Origin of the sequence: Pseudomonas sp. Irchel 3F3 (assembly GCF_900187545.1) — a bacterium.
Lineage (GTDB): Bacteria > Pseudomonadota > Gammaproteobacteria > Pseudomonadales > Pseudomonadaceae > Aquipseudomonas > Aquipseudomonas fortuita.
Window position 1 is genome coordinate 226756 of record NZ_FYDS01000003.1, and the last position, 14996, is coordinate 241751.

Annotated in this window: 17 protein-coding genes; 6 read left to right on the forward strand and 11 right to left on the reverse strand. The window is 62.2% G+C overall.

Translation table 11 applies throughout. From position 1 onward, the window contains the following. Positions 1–52 precede the first annotated feature (52 nt). Together CKW35_RS07155 and CKW35_RS07160 are read left to right on the forward strand one after the other, a co-directional pair. Entirely contained in the window at positions 53–358 is a 306-nt protein-coding gene (locus tag CKW35_RS07155; protein WP_095115551.1) for a hypothetical protein, read from the forward strand. Positions 359–521: 163 nt separating this feature from the next. Further along, a complete protein-coding gene (locus tag CKW35_RS07160; RefSeq protein ID WP_012273095.1) occupies positions 522–734 on the forward strand; it encodes a cold-shock protein in 213 nt (70 codons plus the stop codon). A 188-nt stretch (positions 735–922) separates the two neighbouring features. Here the strand turns inward: CKW35_RS07160 and CKW35_RS07165 are convergent, their stop codons facing one another. Further along, the gene (locus tag CKW35_RS07165) at positions 923–1243 is read right to left on the reverse strand and encodes an I78 family peptidase inhibitor (RefSeq protein ID WP_016487887.1); all 321 of its coding nucleotides are present in this window, start codon (positions 1241–1243) and stop codon (positions 923–925) included. Positions 1244–1517: 274 nt separating this feature from the next. Here CKW35_RS07165 and CKW35_RS07170 point away from each other — a divergent pair, with 274 nt between their 5' ends. Next, positions 1518–1730 (forward strand): hypothetical protein, encoded by a 213-nt coding sequence (locus tag CKW35_RS07170; protein ID WP_016487888.1) that lies wholly within the window; start codon positions 1518–1520, stop codon positions 1728–1730. Here the strand turns inward: CKW35_RS07170 and CKW35_RS07175 are convergent. The 7 genes from CKW35_RS07175 to CKW35_RS07205 form a co-directional block, all read right to left on the reverse strand. Beyond that, on the reverse strand, positions 1702–2703 hold the full coding sequence (locus tag CKW35_RS07175; protein WP_095115553.1) for a nucleoside hydrolase: 1002 nt from the start codon (positions 2701–2703) through the stop codon (positions 1702–1704). The genes CKW35_RS07170 and CKW35_RS07175 overlap by 29 nt on opposite strands. A 138-nt stretch (positions 2704–2841) precedes the next feature. After that, a complete protein-coding gene (rbsD, locus tag CKW35_RS07180) occupies positions 2842–3240 on the reverse strand; it encodes a D-ribose pyranase (RefSeq protein WP_016487890.1) in 399 nt (132 codons plus the stop codon). Then, the gene (rbsK, locus tag CKW35_RS07185; protein WP_095115555.1) at positions 3237–4145 is read right to left on the reverse strand and encodes a ribokinase; all 909 of its coding nucleotides are present in this window, start codon (positions 4143–4145) and stop codon (positions 3237–3239) included. The genes rbsD and rbsK overlap by 4 nt, the downstream gene beginning before the upstream one ends. 15 nt (positions 4146–4160) lie before the next feature. Continuing rightward, a complete protein-coding gene (locus CKW35_RS07190; protein ID WP_016487892.1) occupies positions 4161–5183 on the reverse strand; it encodes a LacI family DNA-binding transcriptional regulator in 1023 nt (340 codons plus the stop codon). Positions 5184–5187: 4 nt separating this feature from the next. Continuing rightward, positions 5188–6183: an ABC transporter permease gene (locus tag CKW35_RS07195; RefSeq protein WP_060517224.1), complete on the reverse strand. Its 996-nt coding sequence runs from the start codon at positions 6181–6183 to the stop codon at positions 5188–5190. Then, complete coding sequence (locus CKW35_RS07200) at positions 6180–7733, reverse strand: sugar ABC transporter ATP-binding protein (RefSeq protein WP_095115557.1); 1554 nt, start codon at positions 7731–7733, stop codon at positions 6180–6182. Before CKW35_RS07200 ends, CKW35_RS07195 begins: the two co-directional genes overlap by 4 nt. 20 nt (positions 7734–7753) lie before the next feature. Further along, on the reverse strand, positions 7754–8713 hold the full coding sequence (locus CKW35_RS07205) for a sugar ABC transporter substrate-binding protein (protein ID WP_095115559.1): 960 nt from the start codon (positions 8711–8713) through the stop codon (positions 7754–7756). Positions 8714–9111: 398 nt separating this feature from the next. Here CKW35_RS07205 and CKW35_RS07210 point away from each other — a divergent pair, with 398 nt between their 5' ends. Continuing rightward, positions 9112–10200 (forward strand): asparaginase, encoded by a 1089-nt coding sequence (locus CKW35_RS07210; protein ID WP_095115710.1) that lies wholly within the window; start codon positions 9112–9114, stop codon positions 10198–10200. Positions 10201–10349: 149 nt separating this feature from the next. Here CKW35_RS07210 and CKW35_RS07215 read toward each other — a convergent pair whose 3' ends face one another. Continuing rightward, positions 10350–12395 (reverse strand): TonB-dependent receptor, encoded by a 2046-nt coding sequence (locus tag CKW35_RS07215; protein ID WP_023048702.1) that lies wholly within the window; start codon positions 12393–12395, stop codon positions 10350–10352. 202 nt (positions 12396–12597) lie between these two features. On the opposite strand from CKW35_RS07215, the gene CKW35_RS07220 reads away from it, so the two are divergent. Together CKW35_RS07220 and CKW35_RS07225 are read left to right on the forward strand one after the other, a co-directional pair. After that, on the forward strand, positions 12598–12840 hold the full coding sequence (locus CKW35_RS07220; RefSeq protein WP_016487898.1) for a DUF1654 domain-containing protein: 243 nt from the start codon (positions 12598–12600) through the stop codon (positions 12838–12840). 6 nt (positions 12841–12846) lie between these two features. After that, a complete protein-coding gene (locus tag CKW35_RS07225) occupies positions 12847–13539 on the forward strand; it encodes an endonuclease (RefSeq protein ID WP_016487899.1) in 693 nt (230 codons plus the stop codon). Positions 13540–13542: 3 nt separating this feature from the next. On the opposite strand, the gene CKW35_RS07230 is transcribed toward CKW35_RS07225, so the two are convergent. Together CKW35_RS07230 and CKW35_RS07235 are read right to left on the reverse strand one after the other, a co-directional pair. Continuing rightward, positions 13543–13968, reverse strand: a complete 426-nt coding sequence (locus CKW35_RS07230) for a GTP diphosphokinase (protein WP_016487900.1) — start codon at positions 13966–13968, stop codon at positions 13543–13545. A 191-nt stretch (positions 13969–14159) separates the two neighbouring features. Then, a complete protein-coding gene (locus tag CKW35_RS07235) occupies positions 14160–14729 on the reverse strand; it encodes an SPOR domain-containing protein (protein WP_016487901.1) in 570 nt (189 codons plus the stop codon). Between the last annotated feature and the right edge of the window lie 267 nt (positions 14730–14996).

Here is a 14996-nt window from a genome sequence, read left to right on the forward strand (position 1 = left end):
TTTGGGAAGCAACCTACTCTTGATGAGACCTTGACCCAAGGAGTAACTGGTTATGCGAGTTCCGTCTCTTCTGGCCCTGGCGGCCGCCGGCGCCCTGCTGCTGCCCGTGACAGCAAACGCTGGCAACTTCCCTGCCGGGAAGGAGGCCGCCTACACCGCCCAGTGCACGCAAGTGGCCGGCAGCCAGGGCGTTGACGCTGCCACCGCGAAAAAACACTGCGACTGCGGCGCACGAGCCATCAAAAAGAATTTCACCGACGCCGAGATTGCCGACCTTGACAGCAACGATGGCGTTGACGCCAAGCTGATGCAGAAGGCCCAGACTGTGGTGCAACAGGCCTGCGCACCGAAGCGCTGAACCCTTAAAGCCGGTGACCGCCGGTAACTATTTTGCGTTAGATCAACATCTGGTGAAGGTAAAAGGCGCTAGTTCTGCAGAATTAGACTATGATGTCCTCTGTGCCAGACAGCTCAGGCGTCTAGGCACTTCGAAAAATTTCAAGTTTCTGGAGATTCATCCCATGTCCAATCGCCAAACCGGCACCGTCAAATGGTTCAATGATGAGAAAGGCTTCGGCTTCATCACCCCACAAGGCGGCGGCGACGACCTGTTCGTTCACTTCAAAGCCATCGAATCCGACGGCTTCAAGAGCCTGAAAGAAGGTCAGACTGTTTCCTTCGTCGCCGAGCGCGGTCAGAAGGGCATGCAGGCTGCTCAGGTTCGTCCGGAGTAATTCGGAAGCTGTGAAAAAACCCGCCCTTGTGGCGGGTTTTTTTATGGGCGCTGACCAGGCGGCACACGCTGCTCTTTGCTTCAGGCGGTGAAGCTAAAAACCTGGGGCCGCTTTGCGGCCCTTTCCGGCCGGTCCGGCGCCCCGGCAAGGCCGCTCCTACAGGGACCGCATGGGCCTTTGGAGCTGCATCAACCGCAGTTGACGCGGGTTACCTTGCCCTGCTCGTCCACGTTCAGGTTCAGGCGTTCGGAGCGGTACTCCAGGGTTACCACGTCGTGCGGCTTGAGAATGCGTGCCATCTGCGAGCCACTGGCCTTGCGTGCCTGCTCCAGCAGCTCGGCGCTGGCAGGCTTGCCAATGGCAAAATCGGCGCCACTGGCATCGCAGCGGCCGTCATTGGCTACAGGCGAAGCTGGCACAGCACCACCATCGGCGTTGCCACCAGTGCTGCAACCAGCCAGGACAGCAGCCACCGCCAGGGTTGCCAGGTAAGCACGGGTACGGAACATGAAGCCTCCTAAATAGGTCCGGGAACTGTCTGTTCCGACAGCTCCGCTGGGTATTCGTTGCAAAACCGGTCAAGTCTGCCTGAACTCTGGCAGCGAGGCGAAAAGCAATCGTGACCGGATTTTGCACAACCCACTGCGTTTGCCATATGCTTAGCGCGCACAGTCACTGGCGCAAAGCCATGATTTACTGCAAGAAGTGGAGCGCATCCCGCCTCCATCGAACACCAGGGTCAGGTGTTCACCCCTTCGTCCCGGGCCCCAGCGAGAGCTTTTCATGAGTACCCACAGCATCGATGCCGACATCAAGGTCAAATGGGCGGAGGGCCAGAGCGCGTACAGCCCTGGCACACCGGAAGAATTGCTGTTGATCGCCATCGACCTGTTGGTACGCGACAACGGTGCCGAGGCGGCCCGCAGCTTCATCGACCAGGTGTTCGAGCGCTACGCGCCGCACGCGGCTATTCCAATCGCGCCAGACGGGCGCTGAGCAGGTCAAACAGCCCCTGAGCATCGCCCTGCTCCACCCACAACACATTCGCCGGCTGCTTGAGCACGCCGTACCAGTCGGCAACCGTCTGGCCGAAAGTCGGGCCTTCGCGGCTGTCGATGCTCATGTGGATACGCCGGCCACTGAACAGCTCGGGCTTTAGCAGGTAGGCAATGACACTGGCGTCGTGCACCGGGCCGCCGGGCATGCCGTATAGGTCCATGTCGTGGGTGATGTAGGCATTCAGGATATCCACCACGCGCTTGCTGGCCTGGTTGTTCACGGTTGCCAGTTGTTTCAGGCGTGCGTCGCTGGTCAGCAGCTTGTGAGTGACGTCCAGCGGCAGGTAGGTGAGCTGCACACCGCTGGCCAGCACCACTTCGGCGGCATGCGGGTCGGCATAGAGGTTGAATTCCGCCACAGGGGTGATGTTGCCTCCGTTGAAATGGGCACCGCCCATGACCACCACCTCCTTGATGGCCTTGACGATGTCCGGGCGCTGGATCAGCGCCAAGGCCAGGTTGGTCTGCGGGCCGAGCATGGCCACGGTGATGCTGTGCGGTTTGGCTGTGCCGAGGGTGTCGATCAGGTATTGCACGGCATTGCCTTGGGCCAGAGGCGCTTTGGGCTCGTGCACCTGTACCCCGGTAAGGCCTTCTTCACCATGAACATCGGCGGCGTATATCGGCGCGCGCACCAGTGGGCGGCCGGCGCCGGCGTACACGGGGATGTCTTCGCGACCCGCCCATTCGCGGGCCAGGCGGGCATTTCGCGAGGTTTTATCCAGGCGCACGTTGCCTGCCACGGTGGTGATGGCGCGGATATTGAGCTCGTCGGGCGAGGCCATGGCCAGAAACAGCGCGACCACGTCGTCGGCGCCAGGGTCGGTGTCGATGATCAGGTCGATGGGGGCGGCCTGAAGGGTGGTGGCTGTGGCCATGAAGCCGAGTCCTTGTAGCAAGGGCTTGAGCATAGGGGCACTCCTGTTGCCTGGGTAGAGGGTTGCGGGGCCGCGCTGCGGCCCGATCGCCGGCAAGCCAGCTCCCACAGGTACAGCGCGACATCCCTGTAGGAGCTGGCTTGCCGACGATCGAGGGCAAAGCCCCCGCGTTCAGAAAGTGACGCCGGAGATGAGGGCGATGTTGCTGTAGGGCTGGCACTCACCGGTACGCACCACTGCACGGGCACTGCGCGACAACACCTTGAAATCCTCATGGCTCAGCCATTCGCGCTTGCCCAGCTTGCCCTTCAGCCGCTCGATTTCGATCAGCGCTGGCGGCACCACTTTCTGCATTTCTTCAGCCAGCACATGCCGCTCTACCTGCAGCTCGCTCAACACCGCCCGCAACACGCTGGCGAAATCCGGCAGACCGGGCGTGATGGCCAGGTCGATCAGTTCCACGCCTGGTGGCACCGGCAGCCCGGCATCGCCGATCACCAGGATATCGCCATGCCCCATGCCGGCAATGACCCGCGACAGGGCAACGTTCAGCAAGGGGGTTTTCTTCATGGTGTCAGCTCCGCCAGGTAAGGGATCGACGGCTGGGCGCCAGCACGGGTAACCGACAAGGCTGCGGCACGCTGGCCAAAGGCAATGGCTTCGCCCTCCTCCAGCCCCCGCACCAGCCCGGCAGCAAAGCCACCGATGAAAGTATCACCAGCAGCGGTGGTGTCCAGCGGCTGCACCACCGGCGCCGGGTAGTGCTGATGACCTTGGGCAGTCACCAGCAAGGCCCCTTGCGCGCCCAGGGTGATGATCACTTTACCCGCCCCCAGTTGCAGCAAGCGCTCGCCAGCACGCCGCGCACTGTCCTGGTCCGTAACAGCCACGCCGGTCAGGGCTTCGGCCTCGCTTTCGTTAGGTGTGAGGTAATCGATGCAGGCAAACCAGCCCGCCGGCAAGGGCCCGGTGGCCGGCGCCGGGTTCAGGATCACCTGCTTGCCCAGTTCACGGGCCCTGGCCAGGGTCCAGGCCACGGTGTCGGCCGGCACTTCCAGTTGGCAGATGACCACCTCGGCTGCCTGCAGCAGCGCATCGAAGCGCTGTACCGAGTGCGGCGTCAGCAGGCCGTTGCCGCCAGGAATGATGACAATGCAGTTCTGGCTGGCAGCATCCACGGTAATCAGTGCCACACCGCTGGATACCCCTGGGCACGTGCTGACGCCCTGGCAGTCGATGCCCTCGACATAAAGGGCCCGATGCAGTTGCCGGCCATAGTCATCGTCACCCACATTGCCGATCATTGCCACGCTACCGCCCAGCCGTGCCACCGCCACGGCCTGGTTGGCGCCCTTGCCGCCCGGCACGGTGAAAAAGCTATCGCCGGGGAGTGTTTCGCCGGCCCGGGGCAGGCGCTGGGCGCGAGCCACCAGGTCCATATTGAGGCTGCCGACCACCACAACCTTGGCATTCATGACATTTCCTTAGCGTTAGCGGTAATCGTTGAACAGGTCCGGGCGCGGCCCGGTGGACTCACGCAGTACGATGCGCGGCGCAACGATGCGTTGCTCCGCCGCACCTTGGCGCGGTGTGCCAATACGCGACAGCAACAAAGAGGCGGCGCTCTCGCCCAGCTCGCGAATCGACTGGCCTACCGTGGTCAGCGGCGGGTACACATAGCGGCTGAGCTCGATGTCGTCGAAACCGATCACCGACAGCTCGCCCGGCACGCTGATATTGCGTTCGGCTGCCGCACGCAGCACGCCAAACCCGATCATGTCGTTGCCGGCAAAAATCGCCGTGGGCCGTTTGCCCTCCAGTACCTGCGCCGCTGCCGCATGCCCACCCGGGCTGGTGAAGTCGCAGTGCAGCACACGGCTGCCCAGTACCGGCACGCCGGCTTCGGCCATGGCACGGCGGAAGCCGTTCAGGCGCAGCTGGGTAACCCCGGTTTCGGCGGGGCCGCCAATATAGGCGACGTCGCGGTGGCCAAGCTCTAGCAGATGCTGGGTAGCCAGGTAGGCGCCGTGCTCGTGGTCGATGCGCACCAGGTCGGCATCCACGCCTTCCAGCTCACGGTCGACGATCACCATGGGCGTGCGCACGCAGGCCAGGCTTTGCAGCAGGTCGCTGTCCTGGCCCACCGAGGCCACCACCAGGCCATCGATGCGCTTTTCCAGCAGCACGCGCAGGTAACTGCGCTGCTTCTGTGGGTTATCGTCGGAGTTGCACAAAATCACACAGTAGCCGTTGCGTTCGCAGGCATCTTCAATGCCCCGTGCCAGCTCGGCGAAGTACGGGTTGACGCTGTTGGGCACCAGCAGGCCGATGGTGGCTGTGCTGCGCGCCTTGAGTGAACGCGCCACCGCGCTGGGCACGTAGTCCAGCTCGATAATGGCGGCTTCAACCTTCTGCCGCACGTGTTCGCTGACCGGCCGGGTCTTGTTCAATACATGGGACACGGTGGTGTAGGAAATGCCCGCCAATGCCGCGACGTCTTTGATGGTTGCCATATAGTCAGTTCCGCCGGCCTGCACGCCGGCTGCGGTAAGTGTCGAGTACCACGGCGATGACGATGACCGCCCCGGTAATGATGCGTTTGGTCGGCTCGCTGGCGCCAATCTGCGCCAGCCCGGCGGCCAGCACGGAAATGATCAGTACGCCAAAGAAGGTGCTGATGACCGAGCCGCGCCCACCCATCAGGCTGGTACCGCCAATCACCACGGCGGCGATCACCTGCAGCTCCAGGCCGGAGCCGGCGTTGGGGTCGGCTGCTTCCAGGCGCGATATCTGGAACAGCGCGGCCAGGCCTGCCAGCAGCCCCATCAGGGCGAATACCAGCACTTTGTACGGGCGTGGGTCGATGCCTGCCAGGCGTACGGCTTCTTCGTTGGTCCCAATGCCGATCAGGTAACGGCCGAACACCGTGCGGGTCAGCACCAGGTGCGCCAGCACAATCACCAGCAAGGCGATGATGAACGCTGGCGAAATACCAAAGGCAACCGGGTTGGAGAACCAGGCATAGGCATCGCCGATGTAGGCGGTGCGCGAGTCGGTGAACTGGTAGGCCAGGCCGCGGGCCATTTCCAGCACCCCGAGCGAGACGATGAACGACGGGATGCGCCAGGCCACGGTAACGCCGCCGGTGATGCTGCCGGCCAGCGCGGCCACGGCCATGCCCAGCAGCGCCGAGGGCAGCACGCCCCAGCCCCAGCCGAGGATTGCCACACTCACTGCAGAAGCCGCCAACGCCAGCACCGAGCCCACCGACAGGTCAATGCCACCGATGATCAGCACGAAGGTCATGCCCACGGCCAGCACCATCAGGTCGGGGATCTGGTTGGCCAGGGTACTGAAGGTGTTGTACGACCAGAAGTGGCTGCTAAGAAACGAAAACAGCACAATCATGGCCAGCAAGGCGGCGGCCAGGCCCAGGTAGGTGCCCAGGCCAAAGTACGTGCCACTGCGGCGCACAGGGGCGGCGCCTTGGCTATCGAGCGGGGTGGTTTTCATGCGTCCATCCTGGGGGCTGCACCGTGCAGCATTCCGTCACGTTTCTGATAGCCGGCAAAGGCGGCCGCAAGCAGCTGATCCTGGCTCCAATGGTCACGTTCGAAGGTGTCGATCAGGCGGCCGGCGGACAGCACCGCGATGCGGTCGCAGATCAACATCAGCTCGCGCAGGTCGCTGGACACCACCACCAGGGCCTTACCCTGGCGCGCCAGCTCGGCCAACAGGCCATAGATATCGAATTTGGCACCCACATCGATGCCACGGGTGGGCTCGTCGAACAGCAGCACCTGGCAGTCGCGTTCCAGCCAGCGGCCAATCACCACTTTCTGCTGATTGCCGCCAGACAGCTCGCCCACCACTTGTTGCGCGCCGGCACTGCGAATGCGCATGGCCTGGATCTGGCGTTCGGCCAAAGCCTGTTCCGCCTCGCCGTCGAGCACGCCGGCCCGCGATACCGCACCCAGGTTGCCCAGGGCGATGTTGGCGCTGATCGACTGCGTCAGCAGCAGGCCCTCGCCTTTGCGGTCTTCGGTGATCAGCGCGATACCAGCGCGCACCGCGGCTTTGGGCGAGTCGATACTTACCGGCTGCGGCGGCAGGCCCAGCGCGATGCAGCCGCTGTCGGCGCGATCGGCACCGTAAATCAGGCGCAACAGCTCGGTACGGCCGGCGCCGATCAGGCCGGATATGCCGAAGATCTCCCCTGCCCTCACCTCGAATGACACTTCGCGCACCTTGTCCGCACGGCTGAGCTTGTCGACCTTGAGCAGCGGTGCACCGATCTGCCGGCGGCCCAGGTCGATATGCTCGCCCAGCTCGCGACCGACCATCAGGTTGACCAGCTCGGTGCTGCTGTAGCGTTGGATCGGCTCGTCGCACACCAGCTTGCCATCGCGCAGCACAACGATGCGTTGGGCCACGCGCTGCAACTCTTCGAGGCGATGCGAGATATACACGATGGCCACGCCCCGCGCGCGCAGGCGCTCGATCTGGGTGAACAGCAACTCCACCTCGCGCGCGGTGAGCATGGCGGTAGGTTCATCGAAGATCAGCACATGGCAGTCACCGATCAGGTTGCGGGCAATTTCGACCATCTGCTGATGGCCTATGCCCAGTTCGCCGACCGGGGTGTCCGGGTTGATGGCGTCAAGCCCGACCTGGGCCATGGCGGCCGTGGCCAGCTGGCGCAGGCGCTTTTGGCTGATCCAGCCAAAGCGGCTGGGCAGGTTGTCGAGAAACAGGTTTTCCGCCACGGTCAGCGTGGGCAGCAGGTTCAACTCCTGCATGACCATACGCACGCCAAGGCGCTCGGCCTCGCTGCGGCTGCCGGGCGCGTATGCCTGGCCGCGGTAGGTCATGTGCCCGGTGGTGGGCGCCTCCAGGCCGCTGATGAGCTTGGAAAGCGTACTCTTGCCCGCGCCGTTCTCGCCAGTCAGGGCCAGTACTTCGCCAGCCCGCAGGTTCAGGCTGACTTCGCCCAGCACCGGCTGGGCGTACGTCTTGCCCAGGCCGTTGGCGGCGAGCACCACTTCATTGGCCGATGCAGGCATGGCCGTGTCTCCTGGCAGCATCAGGGCTTCTTGGTGATGAGTTGGACCGGGGTCTGGATGACGTTGTCGGCATCCACATCCGGTTTCTCGCCCTTGACCATTTTCAGCGCAGCCTGGATGCCGTACACCGCCTGCTGGCTGGCGGCCTGGTCGAGGGTGGCCAGCACGCGACCATCGGCAAGCATCGGCTTGATGGCGTTGATGTTGTCGTAGCCCACCACTTGCACCTGGCCGGCCTTGCCGGCGGCGCGCACGGCCGATACGGCGCCCAGGGCCATACTGTCGTTGCCGGCCAGCAACGCTTTCAGGTCGGGGTATTCGTTAAGCATGGAGGCGGCGACGGCATTGCCTTTGTCGATTTCCCAATTGCCGCTTTGTACCGAGACGATTTTCATCTTTGCGGCGTCCATGGCGTCCTTGAAACCGGCGGTGCGCTGCTGGGCGTTGGTGGTGGTCGGGACCCCTTCGATGATGCCCACCTGGTCGCCTGCCTTGAGCTTCTGGCTGGCCAGGTAGTCGCCGACCAGGCGCGCGCCTTTGCGGTTGTCGGGGCCCACGAACGGCACGCTGATGCCTTTGTTCTTGAGCAGATCAGGGTCCAGGCGGTTGTCGATGTTGATCACCACCACACCCTGGTCCATGGCCTTCTTCACCGCCGACACCAGCGCCTTGGAATCAGCCGGGGCAATCACCAGCGCCTTGGCGCCGGCATTGACCATTTGTTCGACAATGCGAATCTGCTCGCCGGTGTCGGTCTCGTTCTTGATGCCGTTGGCAATCAGCTCAAATTCGTCGGCGTGACTTTTTTGGTAGTCCTTGGCGCCGTCTTCCATGGTGCGGAAAAATTCGTTGGCCAGTGACTTCATCACCAGAGCGACTTTGGGTTTGTCTTCGGCGTGAGCGGCAGCCAGGGGAAGTGCGAGTGAAAGGGAGGAAACGACAGCGAGGGCCAGCAGACGACCGGGGAACGGCAGTTTCATGGACGATGACTCCGAATCTTGTTTTTTTATCGGATCGCAAACGTTTGCGTTGGCTAACTATGGAAACAAGACCGGCGTTTGTCAAATCCGTTTGGCTGTCGGAAGCAGATGCTGCTGGAGCCGATTATGCAGTTTTTTCCGGAAAACCGAACAGCCTTTCCTATGCTTGTTCGGAATTACGAATGGAGCATTGTCTCTTGCAGGAACGTCCTTGTGTCGCGAAAGGGTCGCGTAGCCGCTCCGTTTTAGGTGCAACACCCCACATTGTCGGGGCTGCTACGCAGCCCATCGCGACGCAAGGCCGCTCCTACAAGGGGCGCACGATGGCTTGGTACGAAATATGCCTACCGCTCTGTGCGAAATAACAACAATCTCATTAGGAAGAGAGAACAATAATGATGAACGCCGCACTCAAAACCTTCGCCCCCAGCGCACTCGCCCTGCTGCTGATCCTGCCAGCCACCGCCTCTGCCAAAGAAGCCGAAACACAGCAGAAACTGGCCAACGTCGTCATCCTCGCCACGGGCGGCACCATTGCCGGCGCCGGCGCCAGCGCGGCCAACAGCGCCACCTACCAGGCTGCCAAGCTGGGCATCGACAAGCTGATTGCCGGCGTGCCGGAACTGGCCGACATCGCCAACGTACGCGGCGAGCAGGTGATGCAGATCGCCTCTGAAAGCATCACCAACGAGGACTTGCTCAAGCTTGGCAAGCGGGTTGCCGAACTGGCCGAGAGCAAAGACGTCGACGGTATCGTCATTACCCACGGCACCGACACCCTCGAAGAAACCGCCTTCTTCCTCAACCTGGTGGAAAAGACCGACAAGCCAATCGTGGTGGTCGGCTCGATGCGCCCGGGCACCGCCATGTCTGCCGACGGCATGCTCAACCTGTACAACGCCGTGGCCGTGGCCGGCGACAAGCAGTCGCGCGGCAAGGGCGTGCTGGTGACCATGAACGACGAGATCCAGTCTGGGCGTGACGTGAGCAAGTCGGTCAACATCAAGACCGAAGCCTTCAAGAGCGCCTGGGGCCCAATGGGCATGGTGGTAGAAGGCAAGTCCTACTGGTTCCGCCTGCCAGCCAAGCGCCACACGGTCAATTCCGAGTTCGACATCAAGCAGATCAGCAGCCTGCCACAGGTGGACATTGCCTATGGCTATGGCAACGTGACCGACACCGCTTACAAGGCACTGGCGCAGAACGGTGCCAAGGCGCTGATCCACGCCGGTACCGGCAACGGTTCGGTGTCGTCGCGGGTGGTGCCGGCGTTGCAGGAGCTGCGCAAGAACGGCGTGCAGATCATCCGTTCGTCGCACGTCAACCAGGGTGGCTTTGTGCTGCGCAATGCCGAACAGCCGGATGACAAGAACGACTGGGTAGTAGCCCACGACCTGAACCCGCAGAAGGCTCGTATTCTGGCGATGGTCGCCATGACCAAGACCCAGGACAGCAAAGAGCTGCAGCGGATCTTCTGGGAATACTGAGTACCTCGCGCCCACTGTGGGAGCGGCCTTGCGTCGGGCAAGCCCGCTCCCACAGCCCCCCTGCTAAGGCACCGAGTTAGCGTTTATTCCATGAGATCGGGTTCACCCCGCCATTCACCGCACTGCATGCTTCGTCAGGATGTTGCCAGCTACCTGAACCGGTACTCCAACCCCGCCCCCGCATACCACGACCGCCCGGGCGCTGCCTCGTAGTAACGCCCGTTGCCGTCGCCGACAATGACCGAGCCTACATACTGCCGGTCAAACAGGTTGTCCAGCCGCACCAGCTGGTGGAACGTCCAAGGCCCCACATGTTGCTCGAACCGGGTCCGCCAGTTGAATACCGCATACGCAGGTGCGGCCTTGGCGTTGTTGCTGTCGTCCACATACACCTTACTGCGGTACTGCCCTTCAACCCCCATGCTGATGGACGACACTGGCTTCCAGACCAGCTCGCCATACAGGTTGTCCAGCGGCACACCTGGCAGGCGGTTGCCACTTTGGATGGTCTGGCTGATGTCGTCGGCATAGCGGGCATCAGTGCGGGTATACACCAAGGTGGTCTGCCACTGCTGGCTCAAGTCACTTTGCAGGCTCGCCTCAAAGCCGCGTCGTACAGTACGCCCCGCATTGCGATAGCTGGTTCGACCATCCGTAGCGCTGGCGACGACGATTTCGTCATCGGTATGAATCTCGTACACCGCTGCATTCAGGCGCGTGCGCTCGCCAAGCCGGTACTTCACACCCAATTCGTACTGCATGCTGGTGGCGGGCTTGAGGCCGAAGTTGAAGCTTTCGAGCACACCCGGCGCATAGGCCATTTCGGCCTGCGTGGGGGTTTCGAAGCCTTTGCCGACGCTCACGTAACCGCGCAGATCAGGCGTGAACGCGTACATCACCGACAGCGATGGCGTGGCCTGCTGATACTTCTTCGAGCCGCTGGAGTCACCGTTGGCCAAGTAGTGGTCGTCGACACGCATTTCCATGGTGCTGTAGCGCAGCCCCAGCTCACTGGTCCAGTTGCCGATTTCCCAATGCGCCTGAAGGTAAGGGTCCAGGCTGGTAGCGGTGTCTTTCTCGTCGCGGCGCAACTCACCTTTAAGGCCCAGTTGGTCACCGCTGAAATTCTGATAACCGCGTCGGTCGTCCTTGCTCTGGTCGTAATCGGCGCCGACCGTGAAGGTTAGGTTGCCGGGCACATTCGCAACCGGCTGTATCCAGCGCAGGGTGCCGCCGTGGAACTCGCGGTCGAAGTCAACGACCCCGCCGCCACGCTGGCTGTTGGAGGCCACCGATTTGGGGATGGACAAATACTGCACCACGCTGCGTCGCCCCGCGTACAGGTTGAACTGCAGCGTGGCATCGCCAAAGTAGCGTTCGTAGTTCATGCCCAGTTGCTGGTGGTCGATGCTTTTGCGGGTGTTGTAGGTTTCGGCCACTGCTGCCGTGGAACGTGGGTCATGCTTGTAGGCATCCCAGGTCTGCCCCAGCGGGTCCTGCGTGTTGTTCTGCTCCAGGCTGCTGTAGATCAGCGCCATGCGCGAGTCGTCGTCGGGCTTGAAGTTGACCTTGGCGAAGGTCTGGTCACGGCGTGCGGCACTGTGGTCGCGATAGCCATCGGTATCCAGGCGGGAGGCATCCAGCACGAACCCTGCGGTGTCGTTCCCGCCCTCTGCCGACAGGTGATTCTTGTTGAAGCCGTCGCTGCCGAAGGTGGTTTCGGCACCCACACGCGCAGGCCCCTGCCCGTCCCGGGTAAACATCTGGATCACACCACCGGCGTTGCTGCCATACAGTGTCGCTGCCGGGCCGCGCAGCACTTCAATACGGTCGGCCACATCCAGGTTCAGCGTGGCGGCCTGCCCTTGCCCGTCGGGCGTGCTGGCCGGTATGCCGTCGCTTAGCAGCTTGATGCCACGCACGCCGAAGGCCGAGCGTGCACCGTAGCCCCGCGACGAAATCTGCAGGTCTTGCGCATAGTTCTGACGGTTCTGCACCACCAGCCCAGGGACTTTGCTCAGCACTTCTGACAGGTTGACGCCAAGTTGGCCATCGGTGCCGTGGGACAGGTCAACGGTATCCACCGAAAACGGCAGGTCGAATGTGCTGGTGGGGGCATAGGCACCGGTCACCACCAGCGGTGCCATGACGACGACATCGGGTGAACTGGCCTTGGCACTGCCATTAACGCTCATGCCACCTGCAAACAGCAGGACCAGACTTGTAGATGAAGGAAAACGAGAAAGAAATCGATACATGCGCAGCTTCCGGAAATTGCCGGTATTACACCAGACCGGCAGCGCCAGCGCGAACGGTGGTTTTTTTCCTGACAAGCTGTTGCGAATTTACTTACGCTGAAATACTGTATGCACATACAGCAAAAATAAGGAATTTCCTGTGTCCAGCACCGCCTCCGCCACTCCGAGCAGCTATGAACAGCTGGGTGTACGCATCCAGAAGATCATCAACAGCCCCACCGCCCAGCGCAGCCGTGCGGCGCTGATCTTCCGCCTGGAACAGGAAAGCCCGGAAGACTGGGAAAGCTTGCTGGAGGAGATCGCAGAAAACGACAACGTGACCCTCGCCCACCGCGACGATGGCGGTGTGCAGATTTTCTGGACTGTGCCGAAGGAAGACTGACCGCGCATGAGAGTTTCGCTTTTCGCGGCAGCCTGCCTGTTACTGACCACGCCGCTTGTTCAAGCCGATGCCCCACGCACCTTCCAGGAGGCCAAGAAGGTCGCCTGGAAGCTCTATGCCCCGCAATCGACCGAGTTTTATTGCGGGTGCAAATACAAGGGCAACAAGGTCGACCTGGCGTCCTGCGGCTATGCCCCACGCAAGAATGCCCAGCGCGCGTCGCGCATCGAGTGGGAACACATCGTGCCTGCCTGGCAAATTGGCCATCAGCGCCAATGCTGGCAGAGCGGCGGTCGCAAGCAGTGCGCGCAGCATGACGAAGTGTACAAACGCGCCGAAGCCGACCTGCACAACCTGGTGCCCAGCATCGGTGAGGTCAACGGCGACCGCAGCAACTTCAGTTTCGGCTGGTTGCCGGAACAACGCGGCCAGTACGGTAGCTGCCTGACCCAGGTCGACTTCAAAGCCAGGAAGGTGATGCCGCGCCCGTCGATTCGCGGCATGATCGCCCGCACCTACTTCTACATGAGCAAGCAGTACAACCTGCGCCTGTCCAAACAGGACCGCCAGTTGTTCGAGGCCTGGAACAAGACCTACCCGCCGCAGGTTTGGGAGCAGCAACGCAACCAACAGGTCGCCTGCGTGATGGGGCGGGGAAACGAGTTTGTCGGGCCAGTCAACCTCAAGGCGTGCGGTTGAGCCTCAGGCCAGTGCCTGGAGATAGGCGCTGGCTTCCCGGTAACGGGCCAGCCGCGCCAGGTCGGCGGGGCCAGGGCAAGGAATGCGTGAAAGGTCACTGTTATCGGCCAGGTCGGCCAGCTTGACGGTTCGCGCCAACGGGTCATCGCCCAGGCGTACCACGAAATCCTGGTACGGCTCGCCCTCACGGCGACTGAGTGCCAGCAAGGCGGCAAGGATTTTCAGGGTAAAACCCTCGCGGGCCAGGTCGGACACGGTCAGCGGGGTGTCCTCGATCACATCGTGAAGGACTGCGACAATACGTTGCTCGGGTGTGGACACCCGCATCATCACGCGTAGCGGGTGGAGAATATACGCCACCCCGCCCTTGTCGTATTGCCCTTCATGCGCCCTGGCGGCCACGGCAATGGCCCGCTCCAGTGTAGACATGAGGCCCCTCCCCCGTTCGGCATCTTCCACCCAAGCATAGCCAAACTTGTGTGAACAATGTCTAACACACGCCTCACAAAGCTGCACACACCCAGTTGGCGGGGCCTTATGACGGCAACAGTTGTGGGAGCGGGCATGCCCGCTCCCACAACTGCCGCGAAGTCTCCGGGCTCCCACCCACTGCTGCAGTTCTAGCGGGTTGCGCCATGCTGGATGACCACCGAATCGGTGCCCAGCTTGGCCATCACTTCGTCCTTGCGCGCTTGAGCTTCTTCACGGGTTGGGAACGGCCCCATCAGCACCACCGGCTTGCCGTTGCGGTATTCCACCGAAGACGGGATACCCTTCTCGATGAGCCGCGCGGTCATGTCGCTCAGCGCGCCCATGTTGGCACCCTGGATCACTTCCACGTCCCAGCCCTCGGGTGCCGGCTGGCCAGCCAGTGCATCGGCACGGCGCTGCAGATCGGCGCCGCCGCACACCTCGCGGATGCGCAGGTTGTTGCCGGTGTCGTCGACGATGATGTCGTACTGGCCGTCACGCTTGATCGCCACATAGCTGCGGTAGGCTTCGTACTGCCCGGCATCGTCCTTGCCGCGAACCTGGCCGCAGATGGTGCCCTGTGTGTCGATCCGCACGTTGCCGAACTTGGCGGTTTTGGGGTTATGCAGGTGTTCGGCCACCTGCTTGTGCACGCCTTCGACCTCGTTTTCACAGCCCGCCAGGGCAAGCACTGCCATTACCACAGCCAGTTTGCGCACGCGTGTACCTCCAGATTCGAAGGGGCGGATTCTAGCACGAGGGCCATGCGCAAGAACCGCGACCATACGTTACACCTTGCAACCAAGTCATAGGACAACCACCCGCGGCGTCTGCGCTGATCGCCATTTCTTATCCCGCTGATAAAAAACTTGAGGCAGCGCAAGCCGGGCGTTTCGTAGAAGAATCGGGGCAGTCATACGACGACGTATGTCGAATAATAATAAAGGTGAACCCATGTCCCGCTCATACATACAGGTGGATGCTCG